Here is an 18,793-nt window from a genome sequence, read left to right as displayed (position 1 = left end):
CAAAATTATCCTGCTGCTTTATATGATTCTCTTAATCCTTTTGGCATCATTCTAGTTTCTAGACCAGCAAGGGACCGATCAGCAATGACAGCAAGAATCGTTGCCGGAATGGTTCCAGCTAAAATTAAATCCGGACGATAAAGGTTTAGGCCATCGAAAATAAAGTCACCAAGCCCTCCCCCGCCGATAAATGCAGCTAAGGTTGCCCAACCGATGAGATAAACGGTGGACAAACGTATTCCTGCCATAATCACCGGTAAAGCAAGAGGAAATTCCATTTTTAAAATAGACTGCCATGTGCTCATTCCCATACCTTTCCCTGCTTCAACAACAGACTGATCGACTCCCTGGACACCGACATACGTATTCCGTAAAATAGGCAGCAAGGAATAGAAAAATAATGCGACGATTGCCGGCAATTTTCCAACTCCCAAAAAGGGAATAAAAAAGGCAAGTATAGCCAAGCTTGGAATCGTTTGTAGCACCCCAATGAAAGAAATAAAGCGATCAGCAAACTTTGGTGCCCTGGATAGTAAAATTCCGAGCGGTACAGCTACGACAATTCCTAGTACAATTGCTGCGAGAGAAATATAGAGATGTTCCCACGTTTTAAATAGCAATTCACTTCCATGGGTTGAAAAAAATTCCATCATTTATATACACCTCCTATTATGCTTGAATTTCAGGTTCAGAATCTTCCAATTCCATTCCATTGCCCCAAATCGTATCGTAAAGTAGATTGGCAAGGGCTGCTCTTGTGACGATCCCTGTTAAACGATTATCGTTATCAACGACTGGAACATATTTCATTCCACGGCGTAAAATTTTGTGAACCGTATCACGAAGTAAGCTATCTTCCGTTACAGTGAAAAGTTCCGTTTCCATTACTTTCTCCACTGTTGTCGCTTTTCTATAATTCAAATTCACCATTTCAATATCAATAAACCCTTGTAAAACATGGTTAGAATCTACAACGAGCAAAGAGTCTACTTTTTTATCCCTCATTGTAGCAAGTGCGTTTTTCAATGTAGCTTGAGGTTCAATTGTTATCGGCGAGCCTCCTGTTATTTGTCCAACTGTCACAACATCCGGGCGACCTTGAATGAGACGTTCTTTTCCAAGGAATTCCTCTACAAAATCATTTGCTGGATTTCTTAAAATTTCTTCAGGCGTATCTGCCTGGACAATTTCCCCGTCACGCATAATTACGATGCGATCAGCGAGCTTTATTGCTTCATCCATATCATGGGTGACAAATACGATTGTTTTATCTAATTCACGTTGCAGTTTTTTAAATTCATCCTGTAAGGAATCCCTCGTAATCGGGTCGAGTGCACCAAATGGCTCATCCATCAATATTAAGGGTGGGTTCGCTGCTAATGCGCGTAGGACACCGATTCGCTGTTGTTGTCCGCCACTTAGCTCATGCGGATATTTATCAAGATAATCTTCCGGCAGATCAACTAACTTAATCAGTTCGCGAGCCCGGGCATCTTTCTTCTCCTTCGACCACTTGAGAAGCGTTCCAACAAGGACGATATTTTCTTTAATCGTCATATGTGGCATGAGACCGACTTGCTGAATGACATAGCCAATGGAACGACGGAGCTCAACGGGGTTCTGTTTCGTGATGTCTTTGTCATTTAGTAAAATACTTCCGTCTGTAATATCGATGAGCCGGTTGATCATCTTCATCGTTGTCGTTTTCCCGCAACCACTTGGTCCAATAAAACAGACAAATTCTCCTTTATCTACTTTTAAATTCAAATTATTTACAGCAGGCTTTCCATAATTACTGTAGCGTTTTGTTACATTTTTAAATTCTAACAAAACGAAACACCTCCAAATTTTTCAGAATGAATCGACTACTTCATTATATCGAAACTAAATAAATAACTAAAACCGATTTAAACGTCATACAGTATGATTAATTCATACAATATTTACTTTATAAACTTTATAACCGCACTTTTCGTACAATTCCTCCATAAATCGCCGTAAATCTAGTATAATGTTATGGAAAGCGTGGGACAGTGGGGTCAGAGCAAATGTCCCAGTGGGACACTTTGCTCTGACCCCCTGTCCCATCCGTGAAGGAGGTTTTATTTGTGGGTGTTCGTGATCATCTTGGTCGGCTAGTTCCGATTGACGGTAGACCAGAGCGGATTATTTCCCTTGTTCCTGCGATAACGGAGACGATGTATCATTTAGGATTGGATAAGGAAATCGTAGGGCGGACGAGATTTTGCAAGTTTCCGGAAGTTAAAGTACAGAATGTCATTAATATTGGCGGCACGAAAGATATAAAACTGGATCGTATTCATGAATTGAAACCAGATCTTATTATTGCCGAAAAAGAAGAAAATACGAAGGAAATCGTGGAGACGTTAGAAAAACACTATCCCGTTTTCGTCTTTGAAGTACAGCATTTCAAAGATGTCTTCCCGATGATTGAAGATATCGGCCGTCTAACAGAAAAAGAAGAGGCCGGAAGTAAACTCGTGCACCAAATCAAAACTGCATTTCAAACTCTTCCCCATGGTGGGAATAAGCGAGTAGCCTATGTTATTTGGCAGAGGCCGTATATGGTTGTAGGGAAAGATACGTATATCAATTCACTGCTTGAAGAAATGGGGTTTATTAACCCTTTTACAGAAGTAGAAGGACGCTATCCAATGGTGACAGAAGAAGATTTCAAGCAAGCGGAACTCGATGAACTTTTTCTAGCGACGGAGCCTTTTCCTTTCCGAGAAAAACATCTTGACGTATTCCAAGAGATGCTTCCTCATACGAAAGTAAGAATTGTAGATGGGGAAATGTTCTGGTATGGTGCGAAAATGGTCGAAGCTGCAGCGTATTTCAAGACTATCAGAGAAGAATGATAGATTCCTTTATAGCTTAAATAGCGGATTAATCAAACTTTTTTCTGATTAATCCACTTTTTTTATTTAACCTATTGCATAAATATACATTGACGAGTATAATTATAATCAATTCTTTAGACATATAGGAGCGAATGCTATGGAAACTAAAAATGTAATTATAATTGGTGCTGCTGGAAGAGACTTTCATAATTTCAATACGTATTATCGTAATAATGATTCATATAAAGTAGTTGCATTTACTGCAGCGCAAATTCCTGATATTGATGGACGAAAATATCCGTGGGAGCTTGCGGGTAAGCTATATCCGGAGGGAATTCCGATTTATTCCCAAGATGAATTACCGAAATTAATTAAGGAACTTGAAGTCGATGAATGCGTTTTTGCCTTCAGTGATTTAAGCTATGAAGATGTCATGGGAATCAGCGCGGTTGTGAACGCTGCTGGCGCCGACTTTAAATTGCTTGGCCCGAACAGCACAATGCTGAAAAGTAAGAAGCCGGTCATTTCCGTGACGGCAGTACGTACGGGGACAGGGAAAAGTCAAACTTCTCGTAAAATCATCGAATCCCTGCTAAAGAAAGGCTTGAAAGTTGTTGCTGTTCGTCACCCGATGCCTTACGGTGACCTAACCGCACAGCGAGTACAGCGTTTCGCAACTGTTGATGACTTAAAAAAGCATGACTGTACCATTGAGGAAATGGAAGAATACGAGCCACACGTAACAAGAGGAAATATTGTCTATGCTGGAGTGGATTATGCAGATATTTTAGAGGCTGCAGAAAATGACCCCGATGGCTGTGATGTGATTCTTTGGGACGGTGGAAATAATGACTTTTCCTTCTACGAGCCAGATCTAGCGATTACTGTTCTTGACCCGCATCGTCCAGGTCACGAGCTAAAATATTATCCTGGTGAGGTTTGTTTAAGAACTACGGATGTCGCGATTATCAACAAAGTAGACAGTGCACCGCAAGAAGCAATTGACATTGTGGAAAACAATATCAAAGCAGCAAGTCCTGTTAGTGAGATTATCAAAGCGGAATCTACTATTTCTGTGGATAAACCGGAGCTCATTAAAGGAAAACGCGTTTTAGTTGTGGAAGACGGACCGACACTTACCCATGGGGAAATGAAGATTGGCGCGGGTACAGTTGCAGTAGAGCGTAACGGGGCAACCGAAGTAATTGATCCTACCCCATATTTAGTAGGAACATTAAAAGAAACATTTGCAGCTTATCCACATCTGGAAAATGTACTTCCCGCGATGGGATATGGTGAAAAACAGCTGAAGGATTTAGAAGAAACAATTAATAATACAGATTGTGATGCAGTTATTATCGGAACGCCAATCGATTTGACTCGCGTTATCAACATCAACAAACCGACCACCCGAGTCTTCTATGACTTAGACGAAGTGGAAGGACCAAACTTAGACAACATCCTCGAAAACTTTATCAAAAAACATCAACTGCAATTAGCTTAACAAATCGGGACACGGGGTCAGAGCCGTTGTCCCGATTTTTTTCGGGACAATGCCTCTGACCCCAATGTCCCAACTTTTGCGGGACAATGCCTCCGCCCCCAATGTCCCGCCTTTTGTGGGACAGATGCTCTGACCCCCTGTCCCAATTCAATTATCATGATCTTGCTCTAGTGGGTGGGTTGCGTCATGTAGGGCTTGTTCCAATTCTTTTTCATATTCTAGTTTCTGTTCGTTAGTCCAGTCGAGAGCTTTTGCCATATATTGAACCACTTCATTTTTATGTTCGTGCACCCATGAAATATTGAAAAATAATGCCCCTGTACGTCTTATAAAAAAGTCTGTTGGTTTATAGGTTGATTCATAATCAATGGCATAACGCAGCATCGTGAGTACTACCGGATCTATCGTTTCATCTTGTGCTTGGGATTCACGCTGATAAATATCGTATAAAATTTCTATATTGGAGCCGTACCTTTGCACAAGCTTTTTCGTTACCTCTTCTTTTAAGCCAATCTTTAATCCGAGCTCTACCTTTTCTTTTATAAAATCAGGGAAACCTGCTGACCCTCCTACAGAGCCTCCAGAGATACGTAATTCTTTCGTTTGTGTACTAGGAAATGTCCGGCCTTCTTCTTCAGCTAATTGTTTTCCGACTAAATCTACAATGCTTTCTGCCATTTTACGGTAGCCGGTTAGCTTACCGCCAGCTATAGAAATAAAGCCTGAATCAGAGACAAAAATTTCATCTTTTCGGGAAACCTCTGATGGGTCCTTCCCCTCTTCATGGATAAGCGGACGTAAGCCGGCCCAACTCGACTCCACATCTTCTGGTTTAATACCGACTTGAGGGAACATATAATCAATTGCCTTTAACACATAATCACGGTCTGCGATGGTCATTTTCGGATTAGCAATATCGCCTTCGTATACGGTATCTGTCGTACCTACATATGTTTTACCCTCTCGCGGAATAGCGAATACCATTCTTCCATCTGGAGTATCAAAATAAATTGCCTGTTTTAACGGGAATCGTTCACCGTCAAATACGAGGTGAATCCCTTTCGTCAATCTCAAGTGTTTTCCTTTTTTCGAGTTGTCTAATTCACGTAACGTATCTACCCATGGACCAGCAGCATTTACAACCTTTTTTGCATAATATTTTTGGGTTGTTCCATCTATTTGATCCTCGGCTTCAACACCAATTACTTTATTATTTTCATAAATTAAGTTAGTGATTTTCATATAATTTAAAGCATGCGCACCCTTTTCTACAGCCTTTTTCATCACCTCAATTGTTAAACGAGCGTCATCTGTCTTATACTCCACATAATAACCAGCTCCTTTTAGACCTGTTGCATTTAACAATGGTTCACGTCTTAACGCCTCTTCCGGTTTAAACATCTTTCTTCTTTCATCTTTTTCCACTCCGGCAAGAGTATCATAGACTCGCAAGCCAATATTCGTTGTGAACGGTCCAAACGTACCTCCTTTATAAAACGGCAGCATCATCCACTCCGGCGTGGTCACATGGGGACCATTTTCATAAACAATTGCCCGCTCCCTACCGGTTTCAGTAACCACGCCAATTTCAAACTGCTTCAAATATCGCAGTCCACCATGGATTAGCTTCGTTGAGCGACTGGAAGTACCTGCTGAAAAATCCTGCATTTCTAATACGGCGACCTTCATACCTCTCGTTGCCGCATCTAGAGCAATCCCAGCTCCTGTGATCCCGCCGCCTATTACAAGTAGATCAAGATTTTCCAGCATGTTCGTTTTTATTTCTTCGCGATGTAAACTTGAAAACATGTGAATCCGCTCCTTTATTAATTATTACTATATATTGGCAATCTACAACCTGACGGATTTATGTTAAGAAGCTATTTCGTAATCAAATGATTGCCCCATTCATAAAGATTCCCCGTTTTTCGCATAAATAAAAAGAGACCACAAAACACTCTATAAGTATAGAGGCTATGTGGTCTCTCGAGAATCTCCGTCCAATGTATTAACTTATTTTAAAGTATAGCACCTATTCTGTTTCCTGGTAAAGTACTTTGCCTCCGTAACAGGAATTTATTCAGGATGGTGATAATAATCGTAAATTTTCCTGAAGCAAGCTTAAATCTTGAATACTCTCGTTGCTTCCACAGCTTTCTTCCAACCATTATAAAGCTCCTGGCGTTTTTCATCTGCAAAGTCAGGCGTAAAGCTGCGTTCAATTTGCCATTGTTTTGCTATTTCTTCTTTGTCCTTCCAGTAACCAATTGCTAAACCAGCCAAATACGCTGCTCCTAAAGCGGTTGTCTCGTTAATCATAGGCCTGTCTACTTGAACATTCAATAGATCACTCTGGAACTGCATAAGGAAGTTATTTTTAACCGCTCCACCGTCGACACGTAATGATTTCACTCCAATACCAGAGTCAGCAGCCATTATATCTACAACGTCTTTTGACTGATAGGCAATCGATTCCAGTGTAGCTCTAACAAGGTGTTCTTTTGTCGTACCGCGTGTCAACCCGAACACCGCTCCCCGCGCTTCACTATCCCAATATGGTGTACCTAAGCCAACGAATGCAGGAACAACATACACACCGTCCGTAGATACTACATTCTTAGCCAAATTCTCACTTTCTGGGGCGCTTTCCAATAATCCCAATCCATCACGAAGCCATTGAATAGCAGATCCTGACACAAAGACGCTACCTTCAAGAGCATATTCAACCTTTCCGTCTACTCCCCAAGCAATTGTCGTTAGTAAACCATTTTCCGATTGAACACCTTTTTCTCCCGTGTTCATCAATAAGAATCCGCCTGTACCATACGTATTTTTAACCATTCCTTTGTCAAAACACGCTTGACCAAATAGAGCTGCTTGTTGGTCACCTGCAATCCCGGCAATCGGAACTTCTTCACCGAAGAAATGGTAACTTATAGTATGGGCATATACTTCAGAGGATTGTTTAACTTCTGGAAGCATGCTCTTTGGTATTGTTAATATTTCCAGTAGCTCGTCATCCCATTTTAAATCGTAAATATTGTACATCAGGGTCCTGGAAGCATTGGAATAGTCTGTGACATGGACTTTATGACCAGATAATTTATACACAAGCCAGCTGTCAATCGTACCGAATTGCAGTTCACCGTTTTCCGCTTTTTCCCTGGCTCCGTCCACATTATCTAAAATCCATTTTACCTTTGTACCTGAGAAATACGGATCGAGCAGCAAGCCAGTCTTTTCTTTAAACAAGTCGTTATAGCCCTTTTCACGCAAGGTTTGAACAATTTCTTCCGTTTGCCTTGATTGCCAGACGATCGCTTTATAAATCGGCTTTCCGGTTTCTCTATCCCACACAACAGTCGTTTCCCTTTGGTTGGAAATTCCGATGCCTTCCACTTGTTCCGGACCGATATCAGCCTTTCTTAACACATCCGCAATACAAGCTAAAACAGATGTCCAAATTTCATTGGCATCATGCTCAACCCAACCGGGATGCGGGAAAAATTGCTCAAATTCCCGTTGTGATACTTCCACAACTTCTCCCTTTTCGTTAAATAATATAGCCCGTGAGCTGGTTGTTCCTTGATCAATAGATAAAATAAATTTTTTCATCTGTTTTCCCCTCCCATTTTGCTTAAGATACTTTTTTATTAGCTATCGGTCTATTCGGTGCTTTTTTTAATTCGATGCTTGCAGCGGCCACAAATATGATAGCTACCACCACACTCGCTATCCAAAACATCGTGGTATAAGCACCTGTAAAGAAAGCTTGATAAAACAAGGCCCCATAAACCCCGCCGATAATAGGACCAATCACCGGAACCCACGCGTATCCCCAATCAGAGCTTCCTTTACCGGGTATTGGAAGCAGGGCATGTGCAATCCTTGGTCCTAAATCACGTGCCGGGTTAATCGCGTAACCTGTAGGTCCTCCTAAAGACATACCGATCGCAACAATTAACGCACCCACAACAAGCGGGTTTAACCCTTCCGTAAATTGATTGGCACCAATAAAGAGTAGACCTAGAAGCAGAGCGAACGTACCAATCATTTCAGTAACAAGGTTTGATAATGGACTCCGGATTGCCGGTCCTGTTGCGAATACGGCTAACTTCAGGTCCGTCTCCCTTGTCTCTCTCCAATGAGGTAAATAAGCAAAGAAAACGATGGTGGCTCCAATTATAGCACCAACCATTTGTCCTGAAATATACGTTAATACATTTTCCCAAGGAAATTCTCCAATAGCAGCAAACCCTAAAGTAACAGCTGGATTCAGATGGGCTCCAGAAAAGTTTCCTGCGGCGTACACCCCTAAAGTTACCGCAAGTCCCCATCCGAGTGTTATTAGCACCCAGCCACCGCCAACACCTTTTGACTTGTTCAAAATATTGCTTGCTACCACACCGCCGCCAAAAATAATGAGAACCATCGTACCAATGACCTCTGCTAGAAACGCTGACATCCCTTAACCCCCTTTAAATATTAAACCCCTTACAACAAGTTATGACAAGCCTTTAAAAAAAATCACACCTCACCCCATAATATTTCCCGTTCAAAGAAATATGGGGTGCAGTGTGATTCTCTCATCTCCAGCACTTCGCTTAACTTGTAACTAGCATTCTACATCATCGTGAAAGCGTTGTCAACAAAAATATTTCAGGTTTTTATTTGCGTCTTTCAGCTTGAAGGCAACAAGCAAAGATGTGGTCTTAGTTTCTAACTGCTAAAGCTCCCAAAGTAGGTTACTCGAGGTTGTTACAGCTACGGCACCATTTTTAATAGTTTCCTTAACATCCTGCTCTGTTCTGATTAATCCCCCGGCAATAATGGGTATGCCCGTTTCTTCTTGTACTTCTTTAATGATTCCGGGTAGAATTGCCGGTAATATTTCAATATAATCAGGATTCACCCGCTTACATATTTGCAAATTGTGATCAAGTGCATGACTATCTAAAGCAAATAAACGTTGAATAGCAACAATACGTTGCTTTTTGACAAGGGAAATTACTTCTCCTCTTGTCGAAATGATTCCATCTACTTTTACATTATTCGTTAAAAATTCTATCCCATATTTATCTGCTTTTAATCCACTAATCAGATCCGCATGCACATATATCTTTTTTCCATATTGATGAGCATATTTAACTAAATTTTGCAATTGGGAGACACGACTTTCTAATAAAATAATAGTCTCGTGGCCGCTCTCTAGGACTTTTTCAAAATCTTTGATCTTTCGAATTGCTGGTATAACTTTGTCTTTAAACAACATGAAAACCCCTCTGGATCGATTTTTATTTGTTTTTTCTTATCCCCTAAATAAGCTTCCTAATCCCGATAATTTTTTTCAGCAGCCGCTTGCACTTCTTCTAGTGACTTACCCATGCCCGCTTCTACAGCTGCCACGAAAGCACCTTCAAGAATTGGGGCTTCTACGACATGGACATTTTTATATTCGTTCATTTCCACTGCTAACTCGGCATTCATCTTAGCACTGCCGATGTCGTAAAATAGGAGAACTCCCTTTTCTCCCTGAACCTCTTCTATCGCCTGCTTTATTTTATCAATGTTCGTACCAATTTCTCCTTCTTCCGTTCCGCCTGCTACTCCAATCGAAACAGCTGGCACCATTTGCGTGATGATATCTCGAATCCCTTCCGCTACTTTCGAACTGTGGGAAACGAGCACAATACTTACATTTGCCAATTTTTATTAGTCACCTTCCTTCAACACTTCAGCAAGGCTTGAGAAAATATAGAACGATGAAACCGAGCCAGGGTCCAAATGACCAATGGAGCGTTCCCGCAAGTAGGCCGCTCTACCTTTCTTCGCCTCAAAGTCTTTTGTCGCTTCCATTGCTTCTTTCGCTACTGATTCAAAGCCTGCTGCATTGAAGCTATTTTGTCCATTCAAGTAATCGACAAGCGGCTCCCAGACATCGACTAGTGTTTTCTCGCCCTTTTCTGCTTTACCTCGCTGCTTTATTCCTGCAAGTGCCTCTGCCAATCCGCTCTTGAACTTCGGAAAATCTAGCGTCTCACTACCTTTTACTGCCATCGATAGCTTTAAAAAAGCTGTACCATATAGCGGACCAGCCGCACCACCAACTTTCGATAGCAAAGTCATGGAGACATCTTTCAATAGATCAGAAACATTATCATAATCAGTGGCAGTAATTTTCGCCTCTACTTCCTGAAAACCACGTGCCATATTAATTCCATGGTCACCATCCCCAATTGCCTGATCCAATTCAGTTAAATACGTTTTATTTTCCTGGATTTTTTCATTTGCTAACGTCATCCACTTCACTGTATTTGCTACATTCAATTCCATCTTTTCGCCCCCATTTCAGCGCCGGAATGCCGGTGCCTTTGATTTAGCATCCAACAGTTCCTTTAGTTCGTCATCAAGCTTTAATAAAGTTACGGAAACACCCGCCATTTCTAAAGATGTCATGTACTCCCCAACGAATGTGTCATAAATACGGATGCCCTTACTCGTTAAAAGTTCATTCACTTTTTTATTAACGATGTACAGTTCGATTTCTGGCGTACCTCCTAAGCCATTCACCATAACCGCAACTTCTGAATCTGTTTCAAGCTTAAGATCATCCAGTACCTTTTCCGTAAGTTCTGCAGCAATATCATCGGCACTCGCAATAGCTTTCCGTTCAATACCTGGTTCCCCATGAATACCAATACCAATTTCCATCTCATTTTCTTCTAGCGAAAAGCTCGGTGTTCCAGCAGCTGGTACGGTACACGGCGTAATCGCCATCCCGATGGAACGTACATTTTTGACCGTTTTTTCAGCGACTGCTTTCACCTCAGCAAGTGTTCCGCCCGCTTCAGCCTTTGCACCAGCTAACTTATGGACAAAAACGGTCCCGGCAATCCCTCTGCGACCGGTCGTAAATGAACTATCCTCTACCGCAACATCGTCATTTACAATAACCTGCTCTACACGAATTCCTTCAGCTTCAGCCAGTTCAGCTGCCATGTCAAAGTTCATCACGTCACCCGTATAGTTTTTAATCACGAGCAACACCCCGGCGCCGGCATCAACTGCTTTGATTCCTTCAAGCACTTGGTCTGGGGTAGGTGAAGTAAACACTTCCCCAGCAACCGCAGCATCAAGCATCCCCTCACCGACGTAACCAGCATGGGCCGGCTCGTGACCGCTCCCGCCACCACTAACTAAGCCAACCTTATTTGCAGCCGGGGCATCAACCCTTGCAATAACTGTTGTCCCGGGCAATAATCTAACTTCCCTTGGGTAAGCAGCAACAAACCCATCCAACATATCCCTAACAACCAAATTCGGATCATTAATTATCTTCTTCACAACCACTACCTCCTATTCAAAAATAATAACTAACCCCATTGTAGAACGGCACATGGGGTCAGAGCAAGTGTCCCAGCTTGGGACATAGGGTTGGGACACGGGGTCAGTGTAAATGTCCCAGTACAAAACTTTTACCCAATATGGGCAATAATCCCACGGCAAATCGTATATTTTATATTTAATTCAGCATCCACAATCAATAAGTCCGCATCTTTCCCCACAGTAATACTTCCTTTACGGTCATACACACCGGCTTGTTTTGCAGGGTTGACGGAAGCCATTTGAATAATATCCCGTATTCCAATCCCATCAAGAAGCTTAAACATTTTCTTGACTGCCTCTTGCATCGAAAGAATACTCCCAGCTAGCGTACCATCCGCAAGCACTGCACGGTCCTCAGTCACTTTTACCGGCTGACCACCTAGTTCATAATCGCCTGGGGGGAGCCCCTTCGCACGCATCGCATCCGTAATCAATGTGAGTCGTCCGCTCCCCATATTATGGTATACCAATTGAAGCATTTCATCCGAAACATGGATACCATCCGCAATCAGTTCCGCATGTAATTCTTCCAGTAATAAAGCTGCACCGACCGCTCCAATGTCCCGATGATGAATTCCGTTCATCGCATTACATAAATGCGTCAATTGTCGTACCCCTTGTCGGACAGCTCTATTAAGCTCTGAAAAACCTGCATCCGTATGTCCTGCTGAAACCGTAACACCTGTTTCATTTAAATATCGAATGAAATTTCCCTCTGGATCATGTTCAGGCGCAAGAGTTATCATTTTAATCTTATTCCCCGCAAGCTCTTGCCATCTATTGAAAAGTCCCATGTTTGGTTTCTGAATATATTCTACCGGCTGAGCACCAGCTTTCGTTTTTTCTACAAAAGGACCTTCCAGATGCACACCGATTACTTCCGATTTTCCTGGTTTGCTTTTAAAATTTGCGATATTTCGAAGTGCTTGCTCGATTTTTTCAGTTGCTTGCGTAATTGTTGTCGCAAGGAAAGCAGTTGTACCCTCCTTAGGCAAAAATTCAGCCATTATCTGAAGTGCATCAGGCATCGCGTCCATCACATCTGCCCCTGCTGCTCCGTGAATATGAGTATCGATGAAACCCGGAATAACATATTCATGCTTAGCATCAATAACTTGTGCTTGCGGCGGAATATCCTCAGCCACCCCATCCTCTGCAACAATCTGCTCAATCAAGCCATCCCGGATAACTACCCTCGCCTCAGGGATGATCTCACTTTCCGTATACACTTGTGCATTCTTAACAACAATCATTTGTAGCTCTCCTTCCTGCTCTGACCCCAGTGTCCCGTTCTTCCTATACTAGTGGTCTATACATCCTTACAATTATACATGTTGTCGTCTTTTTGATACAATTAGTGAAGATAAGTAGGGGGGTTTTTAGTATGATTGATAAAGATTCACCAATCCCAATTTATTATCAATTAGAAGTACGAATCAGGCAATTAATTGAAACGAACGAGCTAAAACCTGGTGATTTATTGCCATCTGAGCGAGAGTTCACAGAGAAATATAATATTAGTCGGATGACTGTAAGACAAGCGATCAACAATCTTGCAAGCGAAGGACTTTTATACCGTCAAAAAGGAAAAGGCACCTTTGTCGCGGAGAATAAGTTCGAACAAGATCTTTCCGGTTTAACTAGTTTCAGTGAAGATATGAAAAGCCGCGGACTCATCCCATCGAATAAACTGATCAGTTTTAAAACTATTTCAGGAAACACCGAGCTTGCCTCCATTTTAAAATTAAATGCAGCGGATACCATTTACGAAATCAAACGAATCCGCCTTGCAAACGATGAACCCGTTGCCCTTGAGACAGTGTATACTCCCAAAAAACTTGTCGGGGAAATGACGGAACAAGATGTCACAACCTCATTCTATCACTATTTGGAGAACAAGCTTCAATTGCAAATAGGGTACGGCACCCAGAGCATCGAGGCTGTACTTGCCACAGATAATGAAATCAACCATTTACGCATCAAAGAGGGGAATCCGATATTACTCATGAAACGGACAAGTTATTTACAAGAAGACTTAGAAACCCCTGTTGAATACGTGAAGTCCGCTTACCGTGCAGATAAATATATCTTCCATTTACAGATGAAACGGGAACCCTAAGGTATCCCCGTTTCATTTTTTTCCGCTATTTTTTATTTCGGATGCTCCTTACCTCATCTGCCACTGCTTGAACCTGGGTACCAACGATAACCTGAACATTGTTTTTCCCAACAATTTGGACGCCCGGCACACCAGTTGCTTTAATTCTTGGCTGATCTACCTGTTGTGCGTCTTTAACTTCCAGCCTGAGCCGCGTCGCACAATTATCAACGGAGAGAACATTTTCATCCCCACCAAGACCTGCGTAAATTTCACGAGCCATCACTGCAAAGCGATCACCTGCACCAGAGGCTGATTCAGTCGCCGCTTCCACAACTTCATCATCATCTTCCCGGCCCGGCGTTTTCATATCGAACTTAACGATTAAGAAGCGGAATAAGAAATAATAAATTACCGCAAACACAAGTCCCTGCACAATAAGCATCCATGGTTGATTGGCGAGCGGCAACCGCGAACTCCAGAAAAAGTCGATTGCTCCGGCACTGAAACTAAAACCTGCCGTCCAGCCAAAGGCCGATGCAATAAATAAGGATAATCCTGTTAAGGCTGCATGCACAACATACAAGAATGGAGCTAAGAACATGAAAGAAAATTCAATTGGTTCGGTTACACCTGTCAGGAAAGCTGCAAAAGCCGCGGCCATCAGTAGAGAAGCAACTTGTTTTCTTCTTCTCGTTTTAGCCGTATGATACATTGCTAATGTTGCTGCAGGCAAACCAAACATCATAATTGGGAAAAATCCGGCCTGATACATTCCAGTTATCCCTTTTTCCCCTTGACTGGACCAGAAATTAGCAATATCGTTAATCCCAGCCACGTCAAACCAGAATACAGAGTTTAGCGCATGATGCAGTCCAGTTGGAATTAATAGGCGATTAAAGAAGCCATAAAGCCCAGCACCAACAGAACCTAAGTTACTAATTGCCGTACCGAATGCTACTAATCCAGAATAAGCAATTGGCCAGATGAACAAAAAGAGTAAAGACAAAAGAAGCATCGTGCCAGCTGTCATTATCGGAACAAGCCGTTTTCCACTAAAGAAAGCGAGCGCATCAGGAAGTTTCGTCTTACTAAAGCGATTATACATTGCGGCAGCAATAAGACCTGAAATAATACCGACAAAGACGTTCTCAATATTGGCAAAAGCCGCATTCACACTTTCCGCTTCAATCCCCTGAAGGAGAGCCACATTATCAACAGAAAGCACTGTAGTAACAATCAAAAAGCCTACCAAACCACTAAGCGCTGCAGATCCATCCTTTTCCTTCGCCATACCGACTGCGACACCAACTGCAAATAAAACAGGGAGGAAATCTAAAATAGCACTACCGGCACTAATGAGGAAAGCTGCTACCTTATTCGCCTCACCCCATCCTTCCGGGTCAATCCCGTAACCGATCCCCATCAGGATCGCGGCAGCCGGCAGTACAGCTACAGGGAGCATGAGCGATTTACCAAGGTTTTGTAAATACTTCATCATAATAATCATCCTCTTCTAGAATTTAATGATGATAAAGCTTGTTCTTGGTCATTTTCCTTTCATCTTTCATGTTGGATTAATAAAAAACGCAATATGATAGCGCTGTCATTTAAAAGGAAAATTTAACTTTTGCTACTGCCCTCCCTTCCATCTTCAAACTGATTGGTAGCACGTAAAAAAAGATTTATTCATATTTATTTTATCAAAATACAGTATGGTTGTCTATACAACTATACGTATGCAGATCCGTCATTATACCTAAGAAAACAGCCAGCTCTTTATGCTTTTTCATTAATTGCTCATTATGCTCATCAGCTCCATCCACATTCCCACTAAGGAAAACATGCGGAGTAATCCCTTTCTCTGCCAGTGAGGCGATAGCTAGTGCGATAACACTATTTATAATCGCTGCTCCTATAATCGTCGAGCTTGGAGCAAACGGAACCGCAACGTTATCATGCTCCAAGAGTGCATCTCCAAACGGGACATGATTGTCGATATGAAGGTCGCAGTACATAAATCATTTCCTCTTGCGCTTTCTTAAAGAGTTTCTTCAATATCATACTCTTTCCACCTCCGACTTTATAAGTGAAAAATTTACAATCACAGTTTAGCACCCAATATTGCCTGTCTATACATAAGTTGGACATTTAAACTCAATGTCATCGAGCAAATAGTGAATTAGAGGGATTGCTGTAAAGGTTCGTTAGCATATGAAAGAATAACAAAGACAGGTTTTCCATTAATGATATAATATATCAAAAATGTTACATGTATTTCGTAAATGTTACGATTAACATAATATTTTATAGTTTTTGCTTTTTTGTTCTTACATAAACTTAATTAATGTATTATTGAAATAGTTACTTGATTTTGCGAAATTCTTCTTTCTTTCCTGAAAGTCATAGGCTCAAATCTATTTTCTACCAGAAGTCGAATCAAAGTTTCGCAAAAACATACCGGGCTGACTAGTACGTATTACGTTTTTTAAGTTAATTCCAAAATTATGACAGGGGTGATTGGTTTTGAGGAAGAGAATTTTAACAGCAGCTTTAACATTATTTGCCCAAAAAGGCTATTACGCTTCCAGTGTTCAGGAAATCGCTAATTGTGCTGAAATATCTAGGAGTACGTTATACTCGTATTTTACGTCAAAAAAACATATCCTTATTTCCGTTTATCAGTTTTATCTAGATAGCTTATATGAACGCTTACAGCTAGAGTTAATAGAACATAGTGAGTTTGAACAAAGACTACATATTTTTAAAAAGATATTAAGAAACTATTTAAGTGTTCCATTTGAACATGAAGAGTTTTTAATTATGCAAATGAATGAACAAAATATTAATGACCCAGAAGTGGCGAATTATGTTATCGAGAAAAGAAATCAAATTTACAAAAGACTTGTGGAAATCTTGCAATATCTAGGCGGAAAAGAATTAAACTATTGTTCACTAGATATGGTAATTATTTTAAATAGTATAGTTGAGGAGTACAGTACGGTAGCCATTTATGACCGTAAAGATTTAGAATTGGACGATCTTGTTGAGTATATTAGCCAGATTATTACATGTATTTATAAAGGTTTTACTTCGAATCAAATCGTTCCCTTATTGGAGGCTTATGATTTCTCGGAAGAAAGAGAAAATGAAAACGAAAATGAAATCGATGTGTGCTCTGTCCTTAAAAGAAAAGTGGAGGATTTAGAATTAATTATCAAAAATATTCAATTATCAAGAGAGGAGTTCGTAGAAGTAAGTACCTCGGTAAAGTTAATACGTAAAGAGCTCGAAAAATCGCAGGGTGGTGATTTAATAATCATACTAGGTTTATTACGTAATATACAGCAAATAAAAGATTTAAGGTATACTGTGGACGTTTGTACTTCAATCATTCAACAAAATTATCTGAAGTAGGTGATCTCTTGTTAGGTGAATTAATAGAAGTCTTTAATATTATTTTACAAATTGTAAAAGGGGAAATACCGCTTACATTGGTTTATACGGTCATTTTTTTACTTATTGCTGTAAGTTTGCTCCACATCGTAAGTGAAGTTATCAAATCCAAAGGAAAAATCAACTTATTAAAATTAATGATGGAAGGAATGGCTACAAGTATTATTATTTTCGTGTTTTACATGGGGGTTTACTTGTTTATATTCAAGATCTTTCACTCCTTTATTAATACAAGTAGTGAGCTTAAGGATGAGAACTTAATCTGGTACACGATTATATCGTTCTTTTGTTTTATAACATTATTTTCCTTATTCTATCTTTATAAGAAATTCAATTTATTCGGTCGTTTAGTTATATCTGCTATTCATATCTTGTTGACAGTTTCAATTTTAACGCTAGTTAATAAATATTTGATACCGCAATCAGAATTACCTATATCAGCTATTGTTTGTACGCTTCTATTAAATTTAGGATTTAGTATATTCTTTATTACCTTTGGTACAGAGTCGACACAAAAGGGAAATGAAGGAAAAAAAGTCGCAAAATAATATATTAATGGGACAAAGAGGCTCTATGTCCCATTTCTAAATCCTCGGTTTAATGCTTTCGACAAACTTGGCTGCGGCGCGGGAGAGTGGGACTGTTTTTAAATGGACAATACCGATATACCGGCTCGGAATTTCCTCTTCCAGCAATACTTCATGGACAATACCGCGGTTTAAATACTCACGAGAAAACTCGCGAACAACACAAGATATGCCTAAGTTCCCTTTCGCAAAATCCATAATAAGATCATATGAACCAAGTTCGAATACCGGAGACAGTTCATATCCTCTTTCTTTAAAAAACGCATCCACATAATCACGGGAGACCGTATTTTTTTCAAAAGAGATGAGCGGTAGTTCCATTAAATGATCATAGCTGATCCGATGTTTCGAAATCCGTTTATATTTATCTCCGCAAACGAAAATATCATGGATTTCCATACATGGCGTAACTTCAAACTGCTCATCATCAATCGGTAAATTACATACACCGACGTCCGCTTCCCCAGCTTTCAAAAAACCTAATATTTCCGGAGTCGTACCATTTAATACCTTCAGCTTAATACCAGGAAATCGCGCATGAAACTCTTCCAAATAAGGTAATAAAAAATAACGGGAAATTGTATCTCCAACCGCAATTCGCAACTCACCGCGCCGGATTCCCTTATACGCTTGAATCTTATCTTCCGCAACATCTAGAATCCCGAGGGCTGAGCTGACATGCTCCTGCAACACTTTCCCCTCTGTCGTTAACATAACACCTTTTGGAGTCCGATAAAACAGCTGGACTTCGAGCCCCTTCTCCAGCCGGGAAATTGCTTGGCTCACTGCAGATTGAGTCATAAATAATTCTTTTGCCGCTTGGGAAAAGCTCTTATTTTGACTGACGATCTGAAAAACTCGATATAAATCCAAGTTCTCTATCATATAAATTCTCCTA

17 protein-coding genes and 1 pseudogene are annotated in these 18,793 nt (G+C 40.8%); 5 read left to right on the top strand and 13 right to left on the bottom strand.

The features are described 5' to 3' along the window. Positions 1 to 5: 5 nt before the first annotated feature. A complete protein-coding gene (locus tag GN217_RS08125; protein WP_156856184.1) occupies positions 6 to 653 on the bottom strand; it encodes an ABC transporter permease in 648 nt (215 codons plus the stop codon). 16 nt (positions 654 to 669) lie between these two features. Then, positions 670 to 1,830, bottom strand: coding sequence for a betaine/proline/choline family ABC transporter ATP-binding protein (locus GN217_RS08120; RefSeq protein ID WP_156856183.1), 1,161 nt, complete (start codon positions 1,828 to 1,830; stop codon positions 670 to 672). Between the two features lie 278 nt (positions 1,831 to 2,108). Between GN217_RS08120 and GN217_RS08115 the strand changes: the two genes are divergently transcribed. Continuing rightward, the gene (locus GN217_RS08115) at positions 2,109 to 2,882 is read left to right on the top strand and encodes an ABC transporter substrate-binding protein (RefSeq protein WP_229782532.1); all 774 of its coding nucleotides are present in this window, start codon (positions 2,109 to 2,111) and stop codon (positions 2,880 to 2,882) included. A 139-nt stretch (positions 2,883 to 3,021) separates the two neighbouring features. Then, complete coding sequence (locus GN217_RS08110; protein WP_156856181.1) at positions 3,022 to 4,368, top strand: cyclic 2,3-diphosphoglycerate synthase; 1,347 nt, start codon at positions 3,022 to 3,024, stop codon at positions 4,366 to 4,368. Positions 4,369 to 4,515: 147 nt separating this feature from the next. Here the strand turns inward: GN217_RS08110 and GN217_RS08105 are convergent, their stop codons facing one another. From GN217_RS08105 to nagA, 8 genes are all read right to left on the bottom strand, one after another. Beyond that, positions 4,516 to 6,177, bottom strand: coding sequence for a glycerol-3-phosphate dehydrogenase/oxidase (locus tag GN217_RS08105; protein ID WP_156856180.1), 1,662 nt, complete (start codon positions 6,175 to 6,177; stop codon positions 4,516 to 4,518). 312 nt (positions 6,178 to 6,489) lie between these two features. Next, positions 6,490 to 7,983, bottom strand: a complete 1,494-nt coding sequence (glpK, locus tag GN217_RS08100) for a glycerol kinase GlpK (RefSeq protein ID WP_156856179.1) — start codon at positions 7,981 to 7,983, stop codon at positions 6,490 to 6,492. A gap of 22 nt (positions 7,984 to 8,005) precedes the next feature. Beyond that, positions 8,006 to 8,833, bottom strand: coding sequence for an MIP/aquaporin family protein (locus tag GN217_RS08095; RefSeq protein ID WP_156856178.1), 828 nt, complete (start codon positions 8,831 to 8,833; stop codon positions 8,006 to 8,008). A gap of 261 nt (positions 8,834 to 9,094) precedes the next feature. Beyond that, a complete protein-coding gene (locus GN217_RS08090; protein ID WP_156856177.1) occupies positions 9,095 to 9,640 on the bottom strand; it encodes a glycerol-3-phosphate responsive antiterminator in 546 nt (181 codons plus the stop codon). Positions 9,641 to 9,696: 56 nt separating this feature from the next. Next, entirely contained in the window at positions 9,697 to 10,074 is a 378-nt protein-coding gene (dhaM, locus tag GN217_RS08085; protein WP_156856176.1) for a dihydroxyacetone kinase phosphoryl donor subunit DhaM, read from the bottom strand. Between the two features lie 6 nt (positions 10,075 to 10,080). Beyond that, complete coding sequence (gene dhaL / locus GN217_RS08080) at positions 10,081 to 10,701, bottom strand: dihydroxyacetone kinase subunit DhaL (RefSeq protein ID WP_156856175.1); 621 nt, start codon at positions 10,699 to 10,701, stop codon at positions 10,081 to 10,083. A 15-nt stretch (positions 10,702 to 10,716) separates the two neighbouring features. After that, the gene (gene dhaK, locus GN217_RS08075) at positions 10,717 to 11,712 is read right to left on the bottom strand and encodes a dihydroxyacetone kinase subunit DhaK (RefSeq protein WP_156856174.1); all 996 of its coding nucleotides are present in this window, start codon (positions 11,710 to 11,712) and stop codon (positions 10,717 to 10,719) included. A 131-nt stretch (positions 11,713 to 11,843) separates the two neighbouring features. After that, positions 11,844 to 13,007 (bottom strand): N-acetylglucosamine-6-phosphate deacetylase, encoded by a 1,164-nt coding sequence (gene nagA / locus GN217_RS08070; RefSeq protein WP_156856173.1) that lies wholly within the window; start codon positions 13,005 to 13,007, stop codon positions 11,844 to 11,846. Between the two features lie 131 nt (positions 13,008 to 13,138). Here nagA and GN217_RS08065 point away from each other — a divergent pair, with 131 nt between their 5' ends. Next, positions 13,139 to 13,873, top strand: coding sequence for a GntR family transcriptional regulator (locus tag GN217_RS08065; protein ID WP_156856172.1), 735 nt, complete (start codon positions 13,139 to 13,141; stop codon positions 13,871 to 13,873). Between the two features lie 25 nt (positions 13,874 to 13,898). Here the strand turns inward: GN217_RS08065 and nagE are convergent, their stop codons facing one another. Together nagE and GN217_RS08055 are read right to left on the bottom strand one after the other, a co-directional pair. Further along, positions 13,899 to 15,353 carry an N-acetylglucosamine-specific PTS transporter subunit IIBC gene (nagE, locus tag GN217_RS08060; protein ID WP_156856171.1) on the bottom strand — a complete coding sequence of 485 codons (1,455 nt, stop codon included), beginning with the start codon at positions 15,351 to 15,353 and terminating at the stop codon, positions 13,899 to 13,901. A 202-nt stretch (positions 15,354 to 15,555) separates the two neighbouring features. Further along, positions 15,556 to 15,861 (bottom strand): annotated as a pseudogene (locus GN217_RS08055) (hypothetical protein); the annotation flags it as partial. Positions 15,862 to 16,378: 517 nt separating this feature from the next. Between GN217_RS08055 and GN217_RS08050 the strand changes: the two are divergent. Both GN217_RS08050 and GN217_RS08045 read left to right on the top strand, forming a co-directional pair. After that, positions 16,379 to 17,269, top strand: a complete 891-nt coding sequence (locus GN217_RS08050) for a TetR/AcrR family transcriptional regulator (protein WP_188855900.1) — start codon at positions 16,379 to 16,381, stop codon at positions 17,267 to 17,269. Positions 17,270 to 17,277: 8 nt separating this feature from the next. Further along, positions 17,278 to 17,856: a hypothetical protein gene (locus GN217_RS08045; RefSeq protein ID WP_156856168.1), complete on the top strand. Its 579-nt coding sequence runs from the start codon at positions 17,278 to 17,280 to the stop codon at positions 17,854 to 17,856. 36 nt (positions 17,857 to 17,892) lie between these two features. Here the strand turns inward: GN217_RS08045 and GN217_RS08040 are convergent, their stop codons facing one another. After that, a complete protein-coding gene (locus GN217_RS08040) occupies positions 17,893 to 18,780 on the bottom strand; it encodes a LysR family transcriptional regulator (RefSeq protein ID WP_156856167.1) in 888 nt (295 codons plus the stop codon). Positions 18,781 to 18,793: the final 13 nt, after the last annotated feature.

Source organism: Oceanobacillus sp. AG (assembly GCF_009746545.1).
GTDB lineage: Bacteria > Bacillota > Bacilli > Bacillales > Amphibacillaceae > Oceanobacillus > Oceanobacillus indicireducens.
Note: the sequence above shows the minus strand (reverse complement) of the source record. Positions and strands in the feature narration are given on the sequence as shown.

Excerpts from the sequence above, each read along its gene's own strand:
- nagA (WP_156856173.1), bottom strand. The coding sequence starts at position 13,007 with ATGATTGTTGTTAAGAATGCACAAGTGTATACGGAAAGTGAGATCATC.
- GN217_RS08040 (WP_156856167.1), bottom strand. The coding sequence starts at position 18,780 with ATGATAGAGAACTTGGATTTATATCGAGTTTTTCAGATCGTCAGTCAA.
- GN217_RS08065 (WP_156856172.1), top strand. The coding sequence starts at position 13,139 with ATGATTGATAAAGATTCACCAATCCCAATTTATTATCAATTAGAAGTA.
- GN217_RS08090 (WP_156856177.1), bottom strand. The coding sequence starts at position 9,640 with ATGTTGTTTAAAGACAAAGTTATACCAGCAATTCGAAAGATCAAAGAT.
- GN217_RS08110 (WP_156856181.1), top strand. The coding sequence starts at position 3,022 with ATGGAAACTAAAAATGTAATTATAATTGGTGCTGCTGGAAGAGACTTT.
- GN217_RS08095 (WP_156856178.1), bottom strand. The coding sequence starts at position 8,833 with ATGTCAGCGTTTCTAGCAGAGGTCATTGGTACGATGGTTCTCATTATT.
- dhaL (WP_156856175.1), bottom strand. The coding sequence starts at position 10,701 with ATGGAATTGAATGTAGCAAATACAGTGAAGTGGATGACGTTAGCAAAT.
- glpK (WP_156856179.1), bottom strand. The coding sequence starts at position 7,983 with ATGAAAAAATTTATTTTATCTATTGATCAAGGAACAACCAGCTCACGG.
- GN217_RS08105 (WP_156856180.1), bottom strand. The coding sequence starts at position 6,177 with ATGTTTTCAAGTTTACATCGCGAAGAAATAAAAACGAACATGCTGGAA.
- nagE (WP_156856171.1), bottom strand. The coding sequence starts at position 15,353 with ATGATGAAGTATTTACAAAACCTTGGTAAATCGCTCATGCTCCCTGTA.
- GN217_RS08125 (WP_156856184.1), bottom strand. The coding sequence starts at position 653 with ATGATGGAATTTTTTTCAACCCATGGAAGTGAATTGCTATTTAAAACG.